The sequence below is a fragment of the Pseudomonas sp. PDM01 genome (genome assembly GCF_014852325.1).
Classification (GTDB): Bacteria; Pseudomonadota; Gammaproteobacteria; order Pseudomonadales; family Pseudomonadaceae; genus Aquipseudomonas; species Aquipseudomonas migulae.
This window is the reverse complement of record NZ_JACVBK010000002.1, coordinates 202,722-218,343: the sequence shown is the minus strand read 5'-3', so window position 1 is coordinate 218,343 and position 15,622 is coordinate 202,722. Positions and strand designations below refer to the sequence as shown.

The window sequence follows — 15,622 nt, the reverse complement described above, 5'->3', positions numbered from 1 at the left end:
GATTCTGTCGAGTAAGGCCTGGGGATGAGCCTAGCAGCTGCAATGGACCCGGGTAGTCGGCAGATGTTTCAAAATGGGCTGTTGCGCAGATGTGCGGTGTATGTGATGGCCCCATCGCTAGCAGGCTAGCTCCCACAGGGAAATGCATTCCAATGTGGGAGCTAGCCTGCTAGCGATGGCGGACTGTCAGGCGACGAAGGTTATGCGCCTGGAACGAAATGCTTCTGCGCCGTACCACGTGCTATCAAACGGGAGATGTAATCCAGCTTCTGCGCATCCTGGTCGACAAAGCGGAACGTCAGTTGCAGCCATTCGCTGTCGGGTTTCTGCTCGTGGGCGACGATGGCGTGCAGGTAACCGTTCAGGCGGGCGACTTCAGCGTTGTCGCCCTGCTCCAGATCGAGCACGGCGCTGTCGAGCACTTGCGGCAGGGCTTCGCTGCGTTTGACCACCAGCAGCGCTTCCTTGAGGCTCAACGCCTTGATCACGCATTGCTGAATGCCATTGGGCAGGCGCAATTGGCCTTGGCCACGACCACCGGTAGGTGCTGCAGACGCCGCCGGTGCTTTTACCGGCGGGCTGTTGAGCAGGCCACGGGACGGGGCAGCCGCCGCAGGTGCGGGCGCTGGTGCAGCGGCGGCAGGTCGGGCAATCGGTGCAGCAGCAGGTGCAACGCTGGCCATGGCAGGCTTACCACCGGTCAGCGCGCTCAAGGAATCATTGCCGAACGCCGAGTTCATTTTGGTCGGCGCGCTGTTCATCAAGGTGTCGAGCTTGCCGACCTTGTTCAGCGCCTGCTTGACCTTGGTCAGCAGTTGTTCGTTGGTGAACGGCTTGCTGACGTAGCCGGATACACCGGCCTGAATCGCCTGGACAACGTTCTCTTTGTCGCCACGGCTGGTCACCATGACAAAGGGCATGGTCTTGAGGTTGTCCTGCTCGCGGCACCAGGTCAGCAGTTCCAGGCCGGACATTTCCGGCATTTCCCAGTCGCACAGGACCAGGTCGAACGCTTCCCGCGCCAGCAAGGCCTGAGCCTTCTTGCCGTTGACCGCGTCTTCGATCCGGATCCCCGGGAAGTAGTTGCGCAGGCACTTCTTCACCAGGTCACGAATGAACGACGCATCATCCACGACCAATACACTGACCTTACTCATCCATCACCCCTTTAAAAAATCCCGGCAAGCATACCGCTTTACTGATGGCGCATCGCCATAAACCTTCAGTCACGCCGGGACTTTTCGTTCGCGGGTGCTGCATTCAAATTCACAAACCCGTAAACAAAAACGCCCGGCCAAAAGGCCGGGCGCTTTACTTGGGCAATCTTACTTATCGTCAACTTTGCCCGGAACATTAGCGGTTTCACCACTTGTGCCTTCAACTTCTTCTTTCATGCGCTTGAGGCCCAAGTGACGCACGTCGGTGCCGCGCACCAGATAAATCACCAGCTCGGAAATATTGCGCGCGTGGTCGCCGATGCGCTCCAGCGAACGCAGCACCCAGATGATGCTCAAGACCCGCGAGATAGAGCGTGGGTCTTCCATCATGTAGGTGGCGAGCTCACGCAGGGCGGTCTTGTATTCGCGGTCGATGATCTTGTCGTACTGCGCCACCGACAACGCCAAGTCGGCGTCGAAACGGGCAAACGCGTCCAGTGCATCGCGAACCATGTTGCGCACCTGGTCGCCGATGTGGCGCACCTCGACATAGCCGCGCGGGGCTTCGCCTTCTTCACACAACTGGATGGCGCGACGGGCGATCTTGGTCGCTTCGTCGCCGATGCGCTCAAGGTCGATCACCGACTTGGAGATGCTGATGATCAGACGCAAGTCGGACGCGGCCGGCTGACGACGGGCCAGAATGCGCAGGCATTCTTCGTCGATGTTGCGTTCCATCTGGTTGATCTGGTCGTCGATCTCGCGCACTTGCTGGGCCAGGCCGGAGTCGGCCTCGATCAGCGCGGTGACCGCGTCGTTGACCTGTTTCTCGACCAGCCCGCCCATGGCCAGGAGGTGGCTGCGCACTTCCTCGAGCTCAGCGTTGAACTGCTGGGAGATGTGATGGGTAAGGCCTTCTTTGCTAATCATGTTGGCGTCCTTGGAGCGTCCGGTAAGGTGCGGTGGACCGCAGCGTCAGTTCAGTGAGCAACAACAGCTTCCTAGCCGTAGCGACCAGTGATGTAGTCTTCGGTCTGCTTCTTCGCCGGATTGGTGAACAAGGTGTCGGTGTCGCCGAATTCCACCAGCTTGCCCATGTACATGAACGCCGTGTAGTCGGAAACCCGAGCGGCCTGTTGCATGTTGTGGGTCACGATGACGATGGTGAACTTCGATTTCAGTTCGTAGATCAGCTCTTCGACTTTCAGCGTCGAGATCGGGTCGAGTGCCGAGCACGGTTCGTCGAGCAGCAGCACTTCCGGTTCCACGGCGATGGTGCGCGCGATCACCAGACGTTGCTGTTGACCACCGGACAGGCCGAGTGCCGATTCATGCAGACGGTCTTTGACTTCGTCCCACAGTGCCGCGCCCTTCAACGCCCACTCGACAGCTTCGTCGAGGACGCGCTTTTTGTTGATGCCCTGGATGCGCAGGCCGTAAACCACGTTTTCGTAAATGGTTTTCGGGAACGGGTTCGGCTTCTGGAACACCATGCCGACACGACGACGCAGCTCGGCCACGTCTTCGCCCTTGCGGTAGATGTTGTTGCCGTAGAGGTTGATTTCACCTTCTACGCGGCAGCCGTCAACCAGGTCGTTCATGCGGTTGAAGGTGCGCAGCAGCGTGGACTTGCCGCAGCCGGACGGGCCGATGAAGGCGGTCACGCGCTGTTTCGGGATGTTCATGCTGACGTCGTACAGCGCTTGTTTGTCGCCGTAGAACAGGCTCAGGCCCGGCACTTCAATGGCCACGGTTTCCTGCGCAAGGCTCAGGCTCTGTTTGTCGCGGCCCAGGGCAGACATGTTGATGCCGTGGGTATGTGTTTCGTGCTGCATGGGAAGCTCCCTGTGCTGACAAATTCGGTTCGGTTGTCCGCTGGCCTCACATAATGGGCCAGCGGTGTTGCCGTCCTGTAGGAGCGAGGCTTGCCCGCGAAGGCGTCCTTGAAATCGCCTTCGCCGGCAAGCCTGGCTCCTACAGGGAGCGGCGCTAAATCAGCTATCCAGCGCTTTGTATTTCTCGCGCAGGTGGTTACGGATATAAACGGCCGACAGGTTCAATGTCGCGATCACCAGCACCAGCAGCAACGCGGTGGCGTACACCAGCGGTCGTGCGGCTTCGACGTTCGGGCTCTGGAAGCCGACGTCATAAATATGGAAGCCCAGGTGCATGATCTTCTGGTCAAGGTGCAGGTACGGGTAGTTGCCATCCAGCGGCAGCGACGGCGCCAGTTTCACCACACCCACCAGCATCAGCGGCGCCACTTCACCGGCGGCACGAGCCACGGCGAGGATCATGCCGGTCATCATCGCCGGGCTGGCCATCGGCAGCACGATCTTCCACAAGGTTTCCGCCTTGGTCGCGCCGAGGGCCAACGAGCCTTCACGCACGGTGCGAGGAATCCGCGCCAGGCCTTCTTCGGTGGCCACGATCACCACCGGCACCGCCAGCAGCGCCAGGGTCAACGAAGCCCAGAGCAGACCCGGCGTACCGAAGGTCGGTGCCGGCAGCGCTTCAGGGAAGAACAACCGGTCGACCGAGCCGCCCAGCACGTAAACGAAGAAGCCCAGACCGAACACGCCGTAAACGATCGCCGGAACGCCCGCCAGGTTGTTCACGGCGATGCGGATAATCCGCGTCAGCGTGTTCTGCTTGGCATATTCACGCAGGTAAACCGCCGCGAGTACGCCGAAAGGGGTCACGATCATCGCCATGATCAGGGTCATCATCACGGTGCCGAAGATGGCCGGGAAAATCCCGCCTTCGGTGTTCGCTTCACGCGGGTCGTCGCTGAGGAATTCCCAGACCTTGCTGAAGTAGAAACCGATCTTGGTCATCGTACCCATGGCGTTCGGCTGATAGGCGTGAACTACTTTGCCGATGCCGATTTCAATCTCTTTGCCGTTGGCATCGCGGGCCGTCAGGCTATCGCGATTGAACTGGGCGTGCAGGTCGTTCAGGCGTGCTTCGATGTCCTGATAACGTGCGTTCAGCTCGGCGCGCTCGGATTCCATATCCGCTTGCGCGGTGGCATCGAGCTTGCCGGCCAGTTCCAGTTTGCGACCGTGCAGACGGATGCGTTCGAGGCCTGAGTTGATCGCGCCGATGTCGACTTTTTCCAGGGTCTTGAGCTGAGAGGCGAGCTGATTGACGCGGGCAACACGGGCCTGCAACTCAGGCCACGCGGCTTCGCCTTCAGCGATGACCTTGCCGTCCTGTTTGACGTTGACCAGGTAGCCGTAGAAATTGCCCCACTCGCGACGCTCGATGGCCATCAGCTCAGGTGGCGTCTTCTGGTTGGTTAGCCACTCGCCGACGATCCAGGTGAAGTCGTTGCCGTTCAAGTCACGGTTGCCGACCTTGATCAGCTCGCGGGTCATGAACTCCGGGCCTTCGTCAGGCACCGGCAGCCCGGCACTTTTCAGGCGCGCACGCGGCACTTCTTCTTTCTGTACCACTTCGCCGATGACCAGGTGATTGGCCTGGCCCGGCACGTCGTAGCTGGCGTGAATCAAATCAGCCGGCCAGAAGTGACCCAGACCGCGCACGGCAATCACCGCCAGCAGGCCAATGGTCATGATGACCGCGATGGACACCGCGCCACCGCTGATCCAGACGCCTGGGGCGCCGCTCTTGAACCATCCATTCAGGGAGTTCTGTTTCACAGACTTCTACCTTTCTTAAAGCGACGAGTATTTCTTGCGCAGACGCTGACGAATCAGTTCTGCGAGGGTGTTCATGACGAAGGTGAACAACAGCAGCACCAGCGCCGAGAGGAACAGCACGCGGTAGTGGCTGCCGCCGACTTCCGATTCGGGCATTTCTACCGCGACGTTGGCGGCCAGCGTTCGCAGACCTTCGAACAGGTTCATTTCCATGACCGGGGTGTTACCGGTGGCCATCAGCACGATCATGGTTTCACCGACCGCACGGCCCATGCCGATCATCAGCGCCGAGAAGATACCCGGGCTGGCGGTGAGGATTACCACGCGGGTCATGGTCTGCCACGGCGTGGCACCGAGGGCCAGGGAACCGAGGGTCAGGCCACGCGGCACGCTGAACACGGCGTCTTCGGCGATGGAGTAGATGTTCGGGATCACCGCGAAGCCCATGGCCAGACCGACCACCAGTGCGTTGCGCTGGTCGTAGGTGATGCCCAGGTCATGGGAGATCCACATGCGCATGTCGCCGCCGAAGAACCAGTTCTCCATGAACGGGCTCATGTACAGCGAGAGCCAGCCCACGAACAGGATCACTGGAATCAGAATCGCGCTTTCCCAACCGTCCGGCACTTTCAGGCGGATGGACTCAGGCAGGCGGCTGAAGACGAAGCCGGCCACCAGAATGCCGATCGGCAAGAGCATCAGCAGGCTGAAGATGCCCGGCAAATGCCCTTCTACATACGGCGCGAGGAACAGGCCGGCGAAGAAACCGAGGATCACCGTCGGCATCGCTTCCATCAGCTCGATCACCGGCTTGACCTTGCGGCGCATGCCCGGGGCCATGAAGTACGCGGTGTAGATCGCCGCAGCGACGGCCAGTGGCGCGGCCAGCAGCATGGCGTAGAACGCGGCTTTCAGGGTGCCGAAGGTCAGCGGAGACAAGCTCAGCTTCGGTTCGAAATCGGTGTTGGCGGCGGTCGATTGCCAGACGTATTTAGGCTCGTCGTAGTTCTCGTACCAGACCTTGCTCCACAGCGCGCTCCACGACACTTCCGGGTGCGGGTTGTCGAGCAGCAGCGGTTGAATCTTGCCACCGGCTTCCACGATCACGCGGTTGGCCCGTGGCGACAGACCGAACAGGCCCTGGCCTTCCACGACCTGATCCACCAGCAAGGTGCGGTGCGCGGTGCTGTGGAATACGCCGAGCTTGCCGGAAGCGTCGAGGGCGATGAAGCCTTTGCGACGCTCTTCGGCAGTGATTTCAACGATTGGCGTGGTGCCCATCTGGAAGGTGCGGATCTGCTTCAGGCGCAGTTCGCCATCCGGGTCGCGAGCCATGAACCACTGGGCCAGGCCACCTTTGGAGTCGCCGAGGATCAGTGAGATACCGCCCACCAGTTGGGTACTGGCGGTGATCTCGGCTTCGCCGTTTTCGAGCAGCTTGTAGCGACCGTTGAGGCTCTTGTCGCGCAGGCTGAACACGTCGGCTTGCGCACGACCGTTAATCACATACAGCCACTGCTGGCGCGGGTCGACGAAGATGTTCTTCACCGGCTCGGTCATCTGCGGCAGATCGATGCGTTTCTGCTCGTTGGTGATTTCGCCGGTCATCATGTTCTCTTCGCTGGTCAGCGACAGAACATTGAGTTGCGAACCGGTGGAACCGACCAGCATCAGGGTCGAATCGGTGGCGTTGAGGCTGACGTGCTCCAGCGCACCGCCCGCCTCGTTCAGCGCAATCGGGGTTTCGCCGTACGGATATTCGACGGCCGGCGAGATGGTCTTCTTGCCGTCCGGGTAGCTGACTTTATAGGTGTGACGGAACACCAGCGCCTGGCCATTGGAGAAGCCCACCGCCACCAATGGATGGCCCGGTTGGTCTTCGCCGATGGAGGTCACGGTAGCGCCGGCCGGAACCGGCAGATCGACGCGCTTGAGTTCGGCGCCACTGTCGATGTCGAAAAACAGTGCCTGCCCTTTGTCGGAAACCCGCATGGCGACCTGGTTCTGCTCTTCCAGGGAGATCATCAGCGGCTTGCCGGCGTCCTGCATCCAGGCGGGCGTGATGGATTCCTTGGCGGTCAGGTCGGCACCCTGGAACAGGGGCAGGACGACGTAGGCAAGGAAGAAGAAGATCAGCGTGATCGCGCCGAGAACGGCAAGGCCGCCAACGAGGACGTACCAGCGGGTCAGGCGATCTTTGAGCGCGCGGATGCGGCGCTTGCGTTGCAACTCAGGCGTATTGAAATCAATTCGCTTGGGGGGATTTGTAGTCATGGTGGAATTGGCCAGATCATTCATGCGCACACCCTAGCGATCCTGTATGACAGAAAGATGACAATGCAGTGACGCAACAAATCCGCCGCCAGCGGGAACTGGCAGTGGATCAAAAATTTGGGGAGGCCGGGCTGCCGGAAATGGCAACCCTGAGCCTTGTAGGAGCGAGGCTTGCCCGCGAATGGGTCGTCACATTCAGTATCAATGTCGACTGACCCACCGCGTTCGCGAGCAAGCTTTGCTCCTACAGGTCCGGGATCAACCCGGACCTAGGGTTTTACTTTTTTGCGACTTCAGCGCCGCCTTCTTGCAGACCCAGGTCAGCCAGTGCTTTTGCAGCAACTTTGGCCGGCAGTGGGATGTAGCCGTCTTTCACTACAACTTCCTGGCCCTGTTTGGACAGAACCAGTTTCACGAACTCGGCTTCCAGCGGGGCCAGAGGCTTGTTCGGGGCTTTGTTGACGTAAACGTAGAGGAAACGCGACAGCGGGTATTTGCCGTTCAGGGCGTTTTCTTCGGTGTCTTCGATGAAGTCCTGGCTGCCTTTCTTGGCCAGGGCCACAGTCTTCACGCTAGCGGTCTTGTAGCCGATGCCCGAGTAACCGATGCCGTTCAGCGAGGAGCTGATCGACTGCACGACCGAAGCCGAGCCTGGTTGTTCGTTGACGTTTGGCTTGTAGTCGCCTTTGCACAGGGCTTCTTCTTTGAAGTAGCCGTAGGTGCCGGATACCGAGTTACGACCGAACAGTTGAACCGGCTTGTTGGCCAGGTCGCCGGTCACACCCAGGTCACCCCAGGTTTTCACGTCGGTTTTAGCGCCGCACAGACGAGTGGACGAGAAGATCGCGTCGACTTGTTCCATGGTCAGGTGCTGGATCGGGTTGTCTTTGTGAACGAAGACGGCCAGGGCGTCCACGGCAACCGGGATAGCGGTTGGCTTGTAGCCGTACTTCTGCTCGAAGGCAGCCAGTTCGGTGTCCTTCATCTTGCGGCTCATCGGGCCCAGGTTGGAGGTGCCTTCAGTCAGCGCAGGTGGCGCAGTGGCGGAGCCAGCGGCCTGAATCTGGATGTTTACGTTCGGGTATTCTTTTTTGTAGTTCTCAGCCCACAGGGTCATGAGGTTGGCCAGGGTATCGGAGCCGACGCTGGACAGGTTGCCCGACACACCAGTGGTCTTGGTGTAGCTCGGGATAGCAGGGTCAACAGCGGCGAACGCGTTGGCAGTCGCAACGCCAGCAGCGACAAAAGTCATTGCCGCCATCAAACGCTTCAGTTTCATGCCTTACTCCTAGCAGATAGAGTGTGTTAGTCGGGGCCAAGTATCAGCAGGCCGTGTGAACACTCTATGGCTGAAATATGACAATTGGATGAAAGGCCAGTATTTGGCGTTACAGGATAATTCGCGCCATCGTTCTTCGCGGGCAAGCCTCGCTCCTACAGGTAAACGGTGTACCTGTAGGAGCGAGGCTTGCCCGCGAAGGCGTCAGAAGCTTAGCGACCCTTCTTCCAGAGATAACCGCCGACCACAATCCCGACGCCACAAATGATCGCCACGTAATACGCAGGCCCCATCGGGCTCTCCTTCAGCAGCAACGTCACCACCATCGGCGTCAGGCCACCGAAAATCGCATAGGCCAGGTTGTAGGAGAACGACAACCCGCTGAAGCGCACCACTGCTGGAAAGGCTTTGACCATCACGTACGGCACCGCACCAATGGTGCCGACCAACAGACCGGTCAGGGAATACATCGGGAACAGCCAGTCCGGGTGGTTGAACAGGCTGTGATAGAAGGTCCACGAACTGATCAGCAGCGCGGCACTGCCGAACACGAACACCCGGCCCGCGCCGAAGCGGTCGGCCAACGCGCCGGAAGCCACACAACCCAGGCTCAGGAACACAATCGCCAGGCTGTTGGCCTGCAGCGCGGTGGTCGGTGCGAAGTGGTAAACCGTCTGCAGCACGGTCGGGGTCATCAGGATGACCACGATAATGCCGGCGGACAGCAACCAGGTCAGCAGCATGGAAATCGCGATCGCGCCGCGATGGTCGCGCAATACGGCACGCAGCGGCACTTCTTCGGCCAGGGCCTTGCGCAGTTGCAGCTCAGCGAAAACAGGGGTTTCGTGCAGCCAGCGGCGCAGGTAAACCGAGAACAGGCCAAACACGCCACCGAGCAGGAACGGGATCCGCCAGGCGTAATCCGACACTTCCACTGGGGTGTAAATGCTGTTGATCGCGGTGGCGACCAGCGAACCCAGAAGGATCCCCGCCGTCAGACCGCTCGTCAGGGTGCCGCAGGCGTAGCCGATATGCCGTTGTGGCACGTGTTCGGAAACGAAGACCCACGCGCCGGGCACTTCACCGCCAATCGCTGCGCCCTGAATCACGCGCATCAGCAGCAACAGGATCGGTGCCCACATGCCGATTTGCGCGTACGTTGGCAGCAAACCCATGATGAGGGTCGGCACCGCCATCATGAAAATACTCAGGGTGAACATCTTCTTGCGACCCAGCAGGTCGCCGAAGTGCGCCATCACAATGCCGCCCAGCGGACGCGCCAGGTAACCGGCGGCGAAGATGCCGAAGGTCTGCATCAGGCGCAGCCACTCGGGCATGTCGGCCGGGAAGAACAGCTTGCCGACCACCGTGGCGAAAAACACGAAGATGATGAAGTCGTAGAACTCCAGCGCACCGCCAAGGGCGGACAGCGATAAAGTCTTGTAGTCATTGCGGGTCAACGGACGTGCGGGCTGGGTCGGCTGCGCGATGCTCGAGGGCGCTGTGGTCATGGCAAGGCTTCTCTTATAGTCGGATCTGCAACCTCAACAACGCTGGCGGAGGCTTGGGCAGGTCCGGCACGATAGCAAATTGTTCGAAAAAGCACATAGAGGTGCGTATTTGACGGTCAAAATGAGAACCGGACGGTCGTCTCGGAGTCTACCGACCGATATACTCGGGATCTTGCAACAGTTTGAAAGGGTTGCTGTGCGAAGACGCTGCTGGCCTACCAGTCGATTTCGCAGAGTTTCCCTTTAGGCGCCTTACGAAAAACGTGACGAACGTAGTATGTTCGGGGCTGAATCGTTTTTTCTGAGACGGCTATTCACCTGAAGTACCAATGAAGAGTCACGGGTCAGAGGCACCCCCGGAATGATAGAGCTCGAACAAGAAGATCCAATCCCGCAAGGCGACCTGGCCCTGCAAATCACCGCGCTTCCGCGTGAAACCAACGGTTTCGGCGATATTTTCGGCGGCTGGCTGGTGGCGCAGATGGATTTGGCCGGCACCGCAATGGCCAGCAAAGTCGCGGGCGGACGCGTGGCGACCGTGGCGATCGACCGTATGGCGTTCCTGGTGCCAGTGGCGGTGGGCGCTCAGCTCTCCTTCTATACCCAGGCGCTGGAAATCGGCCGCAGCTCGATTCAAATGATGGTCGAGGTCTGGAGCGACGATCCACTGTCCAGCGAGTGGCGTAAAGTGACTGAAGCCGTGTTTGTGTTCGTGGCCATCGACGGCAGCGGTCGCACCCGTTCGGTTCCGCCACGCGCACGTTAAACACGGCGAGCGTTTTGCGGTCCATTGCAGTCATTGTTCCTGATCGAGAATTGCCCCATGAGCACGCCCAACGTTGAAGCCGTGAAGCTGGATGAACTGAACTGCTGGCGCATCCGCCACGGTCAGGCCGAATTGCTGGTCGCCCAGCAAGGTGCGCACATCCTCAGTTATCAATTGGCCGGCCAACCGCCGCTGATCTGGCTCAACGACGAGGCCGTGTTCAAGACCGGCAAGAACATCCGCGCCGGCGTGCCGGTGTGCTGGCCGTGGTTCGGCAACCTTTCGCGCAACCCGCAGAGCGTTCAGGCGATGCGCGTCAGCAACGAACCGCCGAGCGCCCACGGTTTTGTACGGGCGATGGACTGGGAACTGGGCGGCATCGAAACCGAAGGTGAAAGCCTGAAGGTTGAGTTCGTCCTGCCCTACCCCGATGGCGGCTTCCCCGGCTGGCCGCATCAGGTGGATCTGAAGTTGAGCATTCGTCTGGATGAGCAACTGCACATCAGCCTGACCAGCCACAACCAGGGCTCGGAAAAAGTCACGATCAGCCAGGCGCTGCACAGCTATTTCGCGGTCAGCGATGTGCGCAATGTGCATGTTGATGGGCTGGATGGCTTGAAGTACATCGAGACGCTGGAAGACTGGAAAACCAAGACTCAGACCGGCGACCTGCGTTTTGCCGGCGAGACCGATCGCATCTACCTCAATACCCCGGCGAAGCTGAGCATTGTCGACCCGGCCTGGGAACGGCGCATCAAGCTGACCAGCAGTGGTTCGCGCTCGGCGGTGATCTGGAACCCGTGGATTGATCGCGCAGCGGCGTTCAGCGACATGGCCGATGATGGCTGGCAACGGATGCTGTGCATCGAGACGGCGAATGTGATGGATGATGTGGTGACGCTGGCGCCGGGTGCGAGCCATACCCTCGGCGTAAGCATCGCCAGCACACCGCTATAAGCAACACCGCAAAACCAAATGTGGGAGCGAGCCTGCTCGCGAATGCGTCGTGTCAGACACCATTGATGTTAACTGACACACCGCTTTCGCGAGCAGGCTCGCTCCCACAGTTTTGACCGCCTACAAATCCGATTCTTTCACCACCCGCACTTGCGCCGCATCGAGCGCATACGCCGCATCAGCCAGGTCGTTGTTGACCTTCTCGATCTTCAACGTCCCGGTCACCCACAGCGGCGTATAGATATCATTGAGCTTCAACCCTTTCGGATAACGCACCAGCACCAACTGGTTAGGCGGCGGTGGCGGCACGTGGATGCAGGCGCCCGGATACGGCACGAGGAAGAACAGCGTGCTGCGGCCCTTGGCGTCGGACTCCAGCGGCACCGGATAACCACCGATGCGGATGTTCTTGTCGTTCATCGACGCCACGGTCTTGGTCGAGTACATCACCGCCGGCAACCCCTTGCTCTGCTTCATGCCACCCTTTTCGGTAAAGGTGCCATTGGCTTCGGGGGAGTTGTGATCGATTTCGGGCATGGCCTCGAGGGCTTTCTGGTCCGACTTGGGCATCAGTTCGAGCCAGTCGGTTTCCGGCAGTTCGCCAGCATGGGCAAGGCCCGAACCCAGTAAAAGGACAGTCAATAGAAGACGGCGCATGGAGGTGCTCGGTAAAGGAAGGACGATAAGTCGCCGAGCATTCTAGTCCTCCCGGACTGCGCAGCCGAGAGGACTTTGTCGCCTGAATCAGTTCTTTTTGATCAAGCCGTAGATCACCAGCAACACCACGGCGCCGACCAGCGCACCGATGAAGCCCGCGCCTTGGCCGGCCTGGTAGATGCCCAGGGCCTGACCGCCGTAAGTGGCCGCCAGCGAACCGCCGATACCGAGCAGGATGGTCATGATCCAGCCCATGCTGTCATCGCCCGGTTTCAGGAACCGCGCCAGCAGGCCAACGATCAAGCCGATAAAGATGGTTCCGATAATTCCCATGGCATTTCCCTCTGAGTAAGTGGCTATGCAGAAGCCTAGTCAGACTTTCGCATCCTGCCATGAGAGAACGGCGGCCCCTGAATGGTTCCGCCGCTGCCACATGAAACTATTTATTCGGCGATGAGGGCTTCGACCTTGAGGATCTGTGCCGCCAGCGTCTCGCGGTCTGCGCAACGCAGGTTGGCGTGACCGACCTTGCGGCCGACCTTGAACGCCTTGCCGTAGTGGTGCAGATGGCAATCGGCGATGGCCAGGACTTTCTCGGTGTCCGGCACTTTACCGATGAAGTTGAGCATCGCGCTCTCGCCGACCTTGGCGGTCGAACCCAACGGCAGGCCGGCTACGGCGCGCAGGTGGTTTTCGAACTGGCTGCATTCGGCGCCTTCAGTGGTCCAGTGCCCGGAGTTGTGCACGCGTGGGGCGATCTCGTTGGCCTTGAGGCCACCGTCGACTTCAAAGAACTCGAACGCCATCACGCCAACGTAGTTCAACTGCTTGAGCACACGGCTGGAGTAGTCTTCGGCCAAGGCTTGCAGCGGGTGGTCGGTGCTGGCCACGGACAGCTTGAGGATGCCGCTGTCGTGGGTGTTGTGAACCAGCGGGTAGAACTTCGTTTCGCCATCGCGGGCGCGCACGGCGATCAGCGACACTTCACCGGTGAACGGCACGAAGCCTTCCAGCAGGCAGGCAACGCTGCCCAGTTCAGCGAAGGTGCCCACCACGTCTTCAGCGGTGCGCAGGACTTTCTGGCCCTTGCCGTCGTAACCCAGGGTGCGGGTTTTCAGCACGGCCGGCAGACCGATGGAGGCCACGGCGGCGTCCAGATCGGCTTGCGACTGGATGTCGGCGAACGCCGGGGTCGGAATCCCCAGGTCCTTGAACATGCTCTTCTCGAACCAGCGGTCACGGGCGATGCGCAGGGCTTCGGCGCTCGGGTAGACCGGAACGAATTGCGACAGGAACGCCACGGTTTCAGCCGGGACGCTCTCGAACTCGAAGGTCACCAGATCGACTTCATCGGCCAGTTGGCGCAGGTGATCCTGATCGCCGTAATCGGCCCGCAGGTGTTCGCCCAACGCGGCTGCGCAAGCATCCGGCGCGGGGTCCAGGAAAGCGAAGTTCATGCCCAGCGGAGTGCCCGCCAGCGCCAACATGCGACCCAACTGGCCGCCACCGATTACACCGATCTTCATCGTCAACAACCTCAGGCGATGCGTGGGTCTGGATTGTCCAGGACGCTGTCTGTCTGCTCAGCGCGGAAAGTCTTCAGCACTTCGTGGAACTGCGGGTGCTTGGCGCCGAGGATGCTCGCCGACAGCAGCGCGGCATTGATCGCGCCGGCCTTGCCGATGGCCAAAGTGGCAACCGGAATGCCTGCTGGCATTTGCACGATAGACAGCAGCGAATCGACGCCCGAGAGCATCGCCGACTGCACCGGCACGCCCAGCACCGGCAGGTGGGTCTTGGCCGCACACATGCCTGGCAAGTGGGCCGCGCCACCGGCACCGGCGATGATCACCTCGATGCCACGCGCCTCGGCCTCTTCGGCGTACTGGAACAGCAGGTCCGGGGTGCGGTGGGCAGAGACCACTTTCACCTCGTAAGGGATGCCGAGCTTTTCCAGCATATCGGCGGTGTGGCTAAGGGTGGACCAATCGGACTTGGAGCCCATGATCACGCCAACCAGTGCACTCATCGTCGTGCCTCTTCTCTCTGGGCGCCCGCAGGCGCGTCAAAAAACAACAAGCCACGCAAAATGCGTGGCTTGATTGTACGAAAAATGGCCGGTCGTAACCGGCCGAAGGCCGCGCAGTATACCTCAATGAAGCAGATAAACAGCCCCCGATGCGACCATCTGTCATACGGCGCAAAACCCCGGTTTTATTGACCTGAAGGTCAATCAAAATCCCCTGTAGGAGCCGGCTTGCTGGCGATCCAGTCGACGCGGTTTGTCTGATACACCGAGTTGTCTGGATCGCCAGCAAGCCGGCTCCTACAGTCCGGTGGGGGTCTGGGCGGCGCCGCCTTCGAGTTTGCGCCACAACAACCGTACGTTGGCCTTGCGCACCAACGCGCAGCGGTACAAACGAATTTCCAGCGGCACATGCCATTGCGGGCCGCCGCAGACCACCAGCTCACCGCGGGCCAGTTCGGCACGCACACTCAGTTGCGGCACCCAGGCGATGCCCAACCCTTCCAGCGCCATGCTTTTCAGGCTGTCGGCCATGGCGGTTTCATACACCGTGGTAAACCGCAGCGCACGCTGGCGCAGCAAGCCGTTCACCGAACGCCCGAGAAAGGCGCCGGCGCTGTAGGCGAGCAACGGAACGCTGGCTTCGCCTTCCAGATCGAACAGCGGCTTGCCGTCGGCATCTGCTGCGCACACCGGCAACATTTCCGTGTGCCCAAGGTGCAGCGACGGGAAAATTTCCGGGTCCATCTGCATCGCGGCGTCCGGGTCGTAGAACGCCAGCATCAAGTCGCAACCGCCTTCGCGCAAGGCATGCACCGCGTCGCCAACGTTGGTCGCCACCAACCGCGTGGCGATGTTCAGCCCTTCATTGCGCAATTGCGCGATCCAACGCGGAAAGAAACCCAAAGCCAAGGAGTGAGCCGCCGCGACCTGCATCACTTCACCCTGCCCGCCCTCCAGGTGATGAAGATGACGCAGCACTTCGCCGAGCTGTTCGACCACGGTCCGCGCGGTGACGAGGAACAACTGCCCCGCCGCCGTCAGCTCGATCGGCGTGCGCGAACGATTGACCAGTTGCAGCCCCAGCGCGGCCTCAAGGCTGCGGATCCGTCGGCTGAACGCCGGCTGAGTCACGAAGCGGCGTTCGGCAGCCTGGGAGAAGCTGCGGGTGGCGGCCAGAGCACTAAAGTCCTCAAGCCATTTGCTTTCCAGATTCATCAAGTCCTCCCGGACACGCACCAAATTAGGTCACACGTTCGCCACAGACACGGCGTCACACGGGCATTATGCCGAATATGCATAGGCCAGTGTTTAACAGCATTGGCCGAAA

The 15,622-nt window shown here is 60.4% G+C and carries 15 protein-coding genes; 3 read left to right on the top strand and 12 right to left on the bottom strand.

Annotated features, from left to right (window positions below):
- Positions 1-200: 200 nt before the first annotated feature.
- The 5 genes from IB246_RS05545 to IB246_RS05525 form a co-directional block, all read right to left on the bottom strand.
- Positions 201-1,157 (bottom strand): response regulator, encoded by a 957-nt coding sequence (locus tag IB246_RS05545; protein ID WP_008038130.1) that lies wholly within the window; start codon positions 1,155-1,157, stop codon positions 201-203.
- Between the two features lie 168 nt (positions 1,158-1,325).
- Positions 1,326-2,087, bottom strand: coding sequence for a phosphate signaling complex protein PhoU (gene phoU, locus IB246_RS05540; protein WP_008030696.1), 762 nt, complete (start codon positions 2,085-2,087; stop codon positions 1,326-1,328).
- A gap of 71 nt (positions 2,088-2,158) precedes the next feature.
- Positions 2,159-2,992 (bottom strand): phosphate ABC transporter ATP-binding protein PstB, encoded by an 834-nt coding sequence (pstB, locus tag IB246_RS05535; protein WP_008030698.1) that lies wholly within the window; start codon positions 2,990-2,992, stop codon positions 2,159-2,161.
- 159 nt (positions 2,993-3,151) lie between these two features.
- Positions 3,152-4,822, bottom strand: a complete 1,671-nt coding sequence (gene pstA / locus IB246_RS05530) for a phosphate ABC transporter permease PstA (protein ID WP_008030699.1) — start codon at positions 4,820-4,822, stop codon at positions 3,152-3,154.
- 15 nt (positions 4,823-4,837) lie between these two features.
- Positions 4,838-7,120, bottom strand: coding sequence for an ABC transporter permease subunit (locus IB246_RS05525; RefSeq protein WP_008030700.1), 2,283 nt, complete (start codon positions 7,118-7,120; stop codon positions 4,838-4,840).
- A gap of 44 nt (positions 7,121-7,164) precedes the next feature.
- On the opposite strand from IB246_RS05525, the gene IB246_RS05520 reads away from it, so the two are divergent.
- Positions 7,165-7,311 (top strand): hypothetical protein, encoded by a 147-nt coding sequence (locus IB246_RS05520; protein ID WP_157222763.1) that lies wholly within the window; start codon positions 7,165-7,167, stop codon positions 7,309-7,311.
- Positions 7,312-7,373: 62 nt separating this feature from the next.
- Here the strand turns inward: IB246_RS05520 and IB246_RS05515 are convergent, their stop codons facing one another.
- Both IB246_RS05515 and IB246_RS05510 read right to left on the bottom strand, forming a co-directional pair.
- Positions 7,374-8,375 (bottom strand): phosphate ABC transporter substrate-binding protein PstS, encoded by a 1,002-nt coding sequence (locus IB246_RS05515; RefSeq protein ID WP_008038131.1) that lies wholly within the window; start codon positions 8,373-8,375, stop codon positions 7,374-7,376.
- Positions 8,376-8,587: 212 nt separating this feature from the next.
- Complete coding sequence (locus IB246_RS05510) at positions 8,588-9,886, bottom strand: MFS transporter (protein WP_008030702.1); 1,299 nt, start codon at positions 9,884-9,886, stop codon at positions 8,588-8,590.
- A gap of 361 nt (positions 9,887-10,247) precedes the next feature.
- Between IB246_RS05510 and IB246_RS05505 the strand changes: the two genes are divergently transcribed.
- Both IB246_RS05505 and IB246_RS05500 read left to right on the top strand, forming a co-directional pair.
- Positions 10,248-10,652 (top strand): acyl-CoA thioesterase, encoded by a 405-nt coding sequence (locus IB246_RS05505; RefSeq protein WP_007896491.1) that lies wholly within the window; start codon positions 10,248-10,250, stop codon positions 10,650-10,652.
- Positions 10,653-10,709: 57 nt separating this feature from the next.
- Positions 10,710-11,609 carry a D-hexose-6-phosphate mutarotase gene (locus IB246_RS05500; RefSeq protein ID WP_008038132.1) on the top strand — a complete coding sequence of 300 codons (900 nt, stop codon included), beginning with the start codon at positions 10,710-10,712 and terminating at the stop codon, positions 11,607-11,609.
- A 120-nt stretch (positions 11,610-11,729) separates the two neighbouring features.
- Here the strand turns inward: IB246_RS05500 and IB246_RS05495 are convergent, their stop codons facing one another.
- From IB246_RS05495 to IB246_RS05475, 5 genes are all read right to left on the bottom strand, one after another.
- Entirely contained in the window at positions 11,730-12,266 is a 537-nt protein-coding gene (locus tag IB246_RS05495; protein ID WP_008030706.1) for a DUF3299 domain-containing protein, read from the bottom strand.
- A gap of 87 nt (positions 12,267-12,353) precedes the next feature.
- Positions 12,354-12,599 (bottom strand): GlsB/YeaQ/YmgE family stress response membrane protein, encoded by a 246-nt coding sequence (locus tag IB246_RS05490; protein WP_008030708.1) that lies wholly within the window; start codon positions 12,597-12,599, stop codon positions 12,354-12,356.
- 110 nt (positions 12,600-12,709) lie between these two features.
- Entirely contained in the window at positions 12,710-13,792 is a 1,083-nt protein-coding gene (locus IB246_RS05485; protein ID WP_008030711.1) for a 5-(carboxyamino)imidazole ribonucleotide synthase, read from the bottom strand.
- 11 nt (positions 13,793-13,803) lie between these two features.
- A complete protein-coding gene (purE, locus tag IB246_RS05480) occupies positions 13,804-14,295 on the bottom strand; it encodes a 5-(carboxyamino)imidazole ribonucleotide mutase (RefSeq protein WP_008030713.1) in 492 nt (163 codons plus the stop codon).
- 297 nt (positions 14,296-14,592) lie between these two features.
- Entirely contained in the window at positions 14,593-15,510 is a 918-nt protein-coding gene (locus IB246_RS05475) for a LysR substrate-binding domain-containing protein (protein WP_008030714.1), read from the bottom strand.
- Positions 15,511-15,622 lie beyond the last annotated feature (112 nt).

Coding starts and splice junctions, on each gene's coding strand:
- IB246_RS05525 (WP_008030700.1), bottom strand. CDS start 7,120: ATGAATGATCTGGCCAATTCCACCATGACTACAAATCCCCCCAAGCGA.
- purE (WP_008030713.1), bottom strand. CDS start 14,295: ATGAGTGCACTGGTTGGCGTGATCATGGGCTCCAAGTCCGATTGGTCC.
- pstB (WP_008030698.1), bottom strand. CDS start 2,992: ATGCAGCACGAAACACATACCCACGGCATCAACATGTCTGCCCTGGGC.
- IB246_RS05505 (WP_007896491.1), top strand. CDS start 10,248: ATGATAGAGCTCGAACAAGAAGATCCAATCCCGCAAGGCGACCTGGCC.
- IB246_RS05485 (WP_008030711.1), bottom strand. CDS start 13,792: ATGAAGATCGGTGTAATCGGTGGCGGCCAGTTGGGTCGCATGTTGGCG.
- IB246_RS05490 (WP_008030708.1), bottom strand. CDS start 12,599: ATGGGAATTATCGGAACCATCTTTATCGGCTTGATCGTTGGCCTGCTG.
- IB246_RS05510 (WP_008030702.1), bottom strand. CDS start 9,886: ATGACCACAGCGCCCTCGAGCATCGCGCAGCCGACCCAGCCCGCACGT.
- IB246_RS05545 (WP_008038130.1), bottom strand. CDS start 1,157: ATGAGTAAGGTCAGTGTATTGGTCGTGGATGATGCGTCGTTCATTCGT.
- IB246_RS05515 (WP_008038131.1), bottom strand. CDS start 8,375: ATGAAACTGAAGCGTTTGATGGCGGCAATGACTTTTGTCGCTGCTGGC.
- IB246_RS05475 (WP_008030714.1), bottom strand. CDS start 15,510: ATGAATCTGGAAAGCAAATGGCTTGAGGACTTTAGTGCTCTGGCCGCC.
- IB246_RS05500 (WP_008038132.1), top strand. CDS start 10,710: ATGAGCACGCCCAACGTTGAAGCCGTGAAGCTGGATGAACTGAACTGC.
- IB246_RS05495 (WP_008030706.1), bottom strand. CDS start 12,266: ATGCGCCGTCTTCTATTGACTGTCCTTTTACTGGGTTCGGGCCTTGCC.
- phoU (WP_008030696.1), bottom strand. CDS start 2,087: ATGATTAGCAAAGAAGGCCTTACCCATCACATCTCCCAGCAGTTCAAC.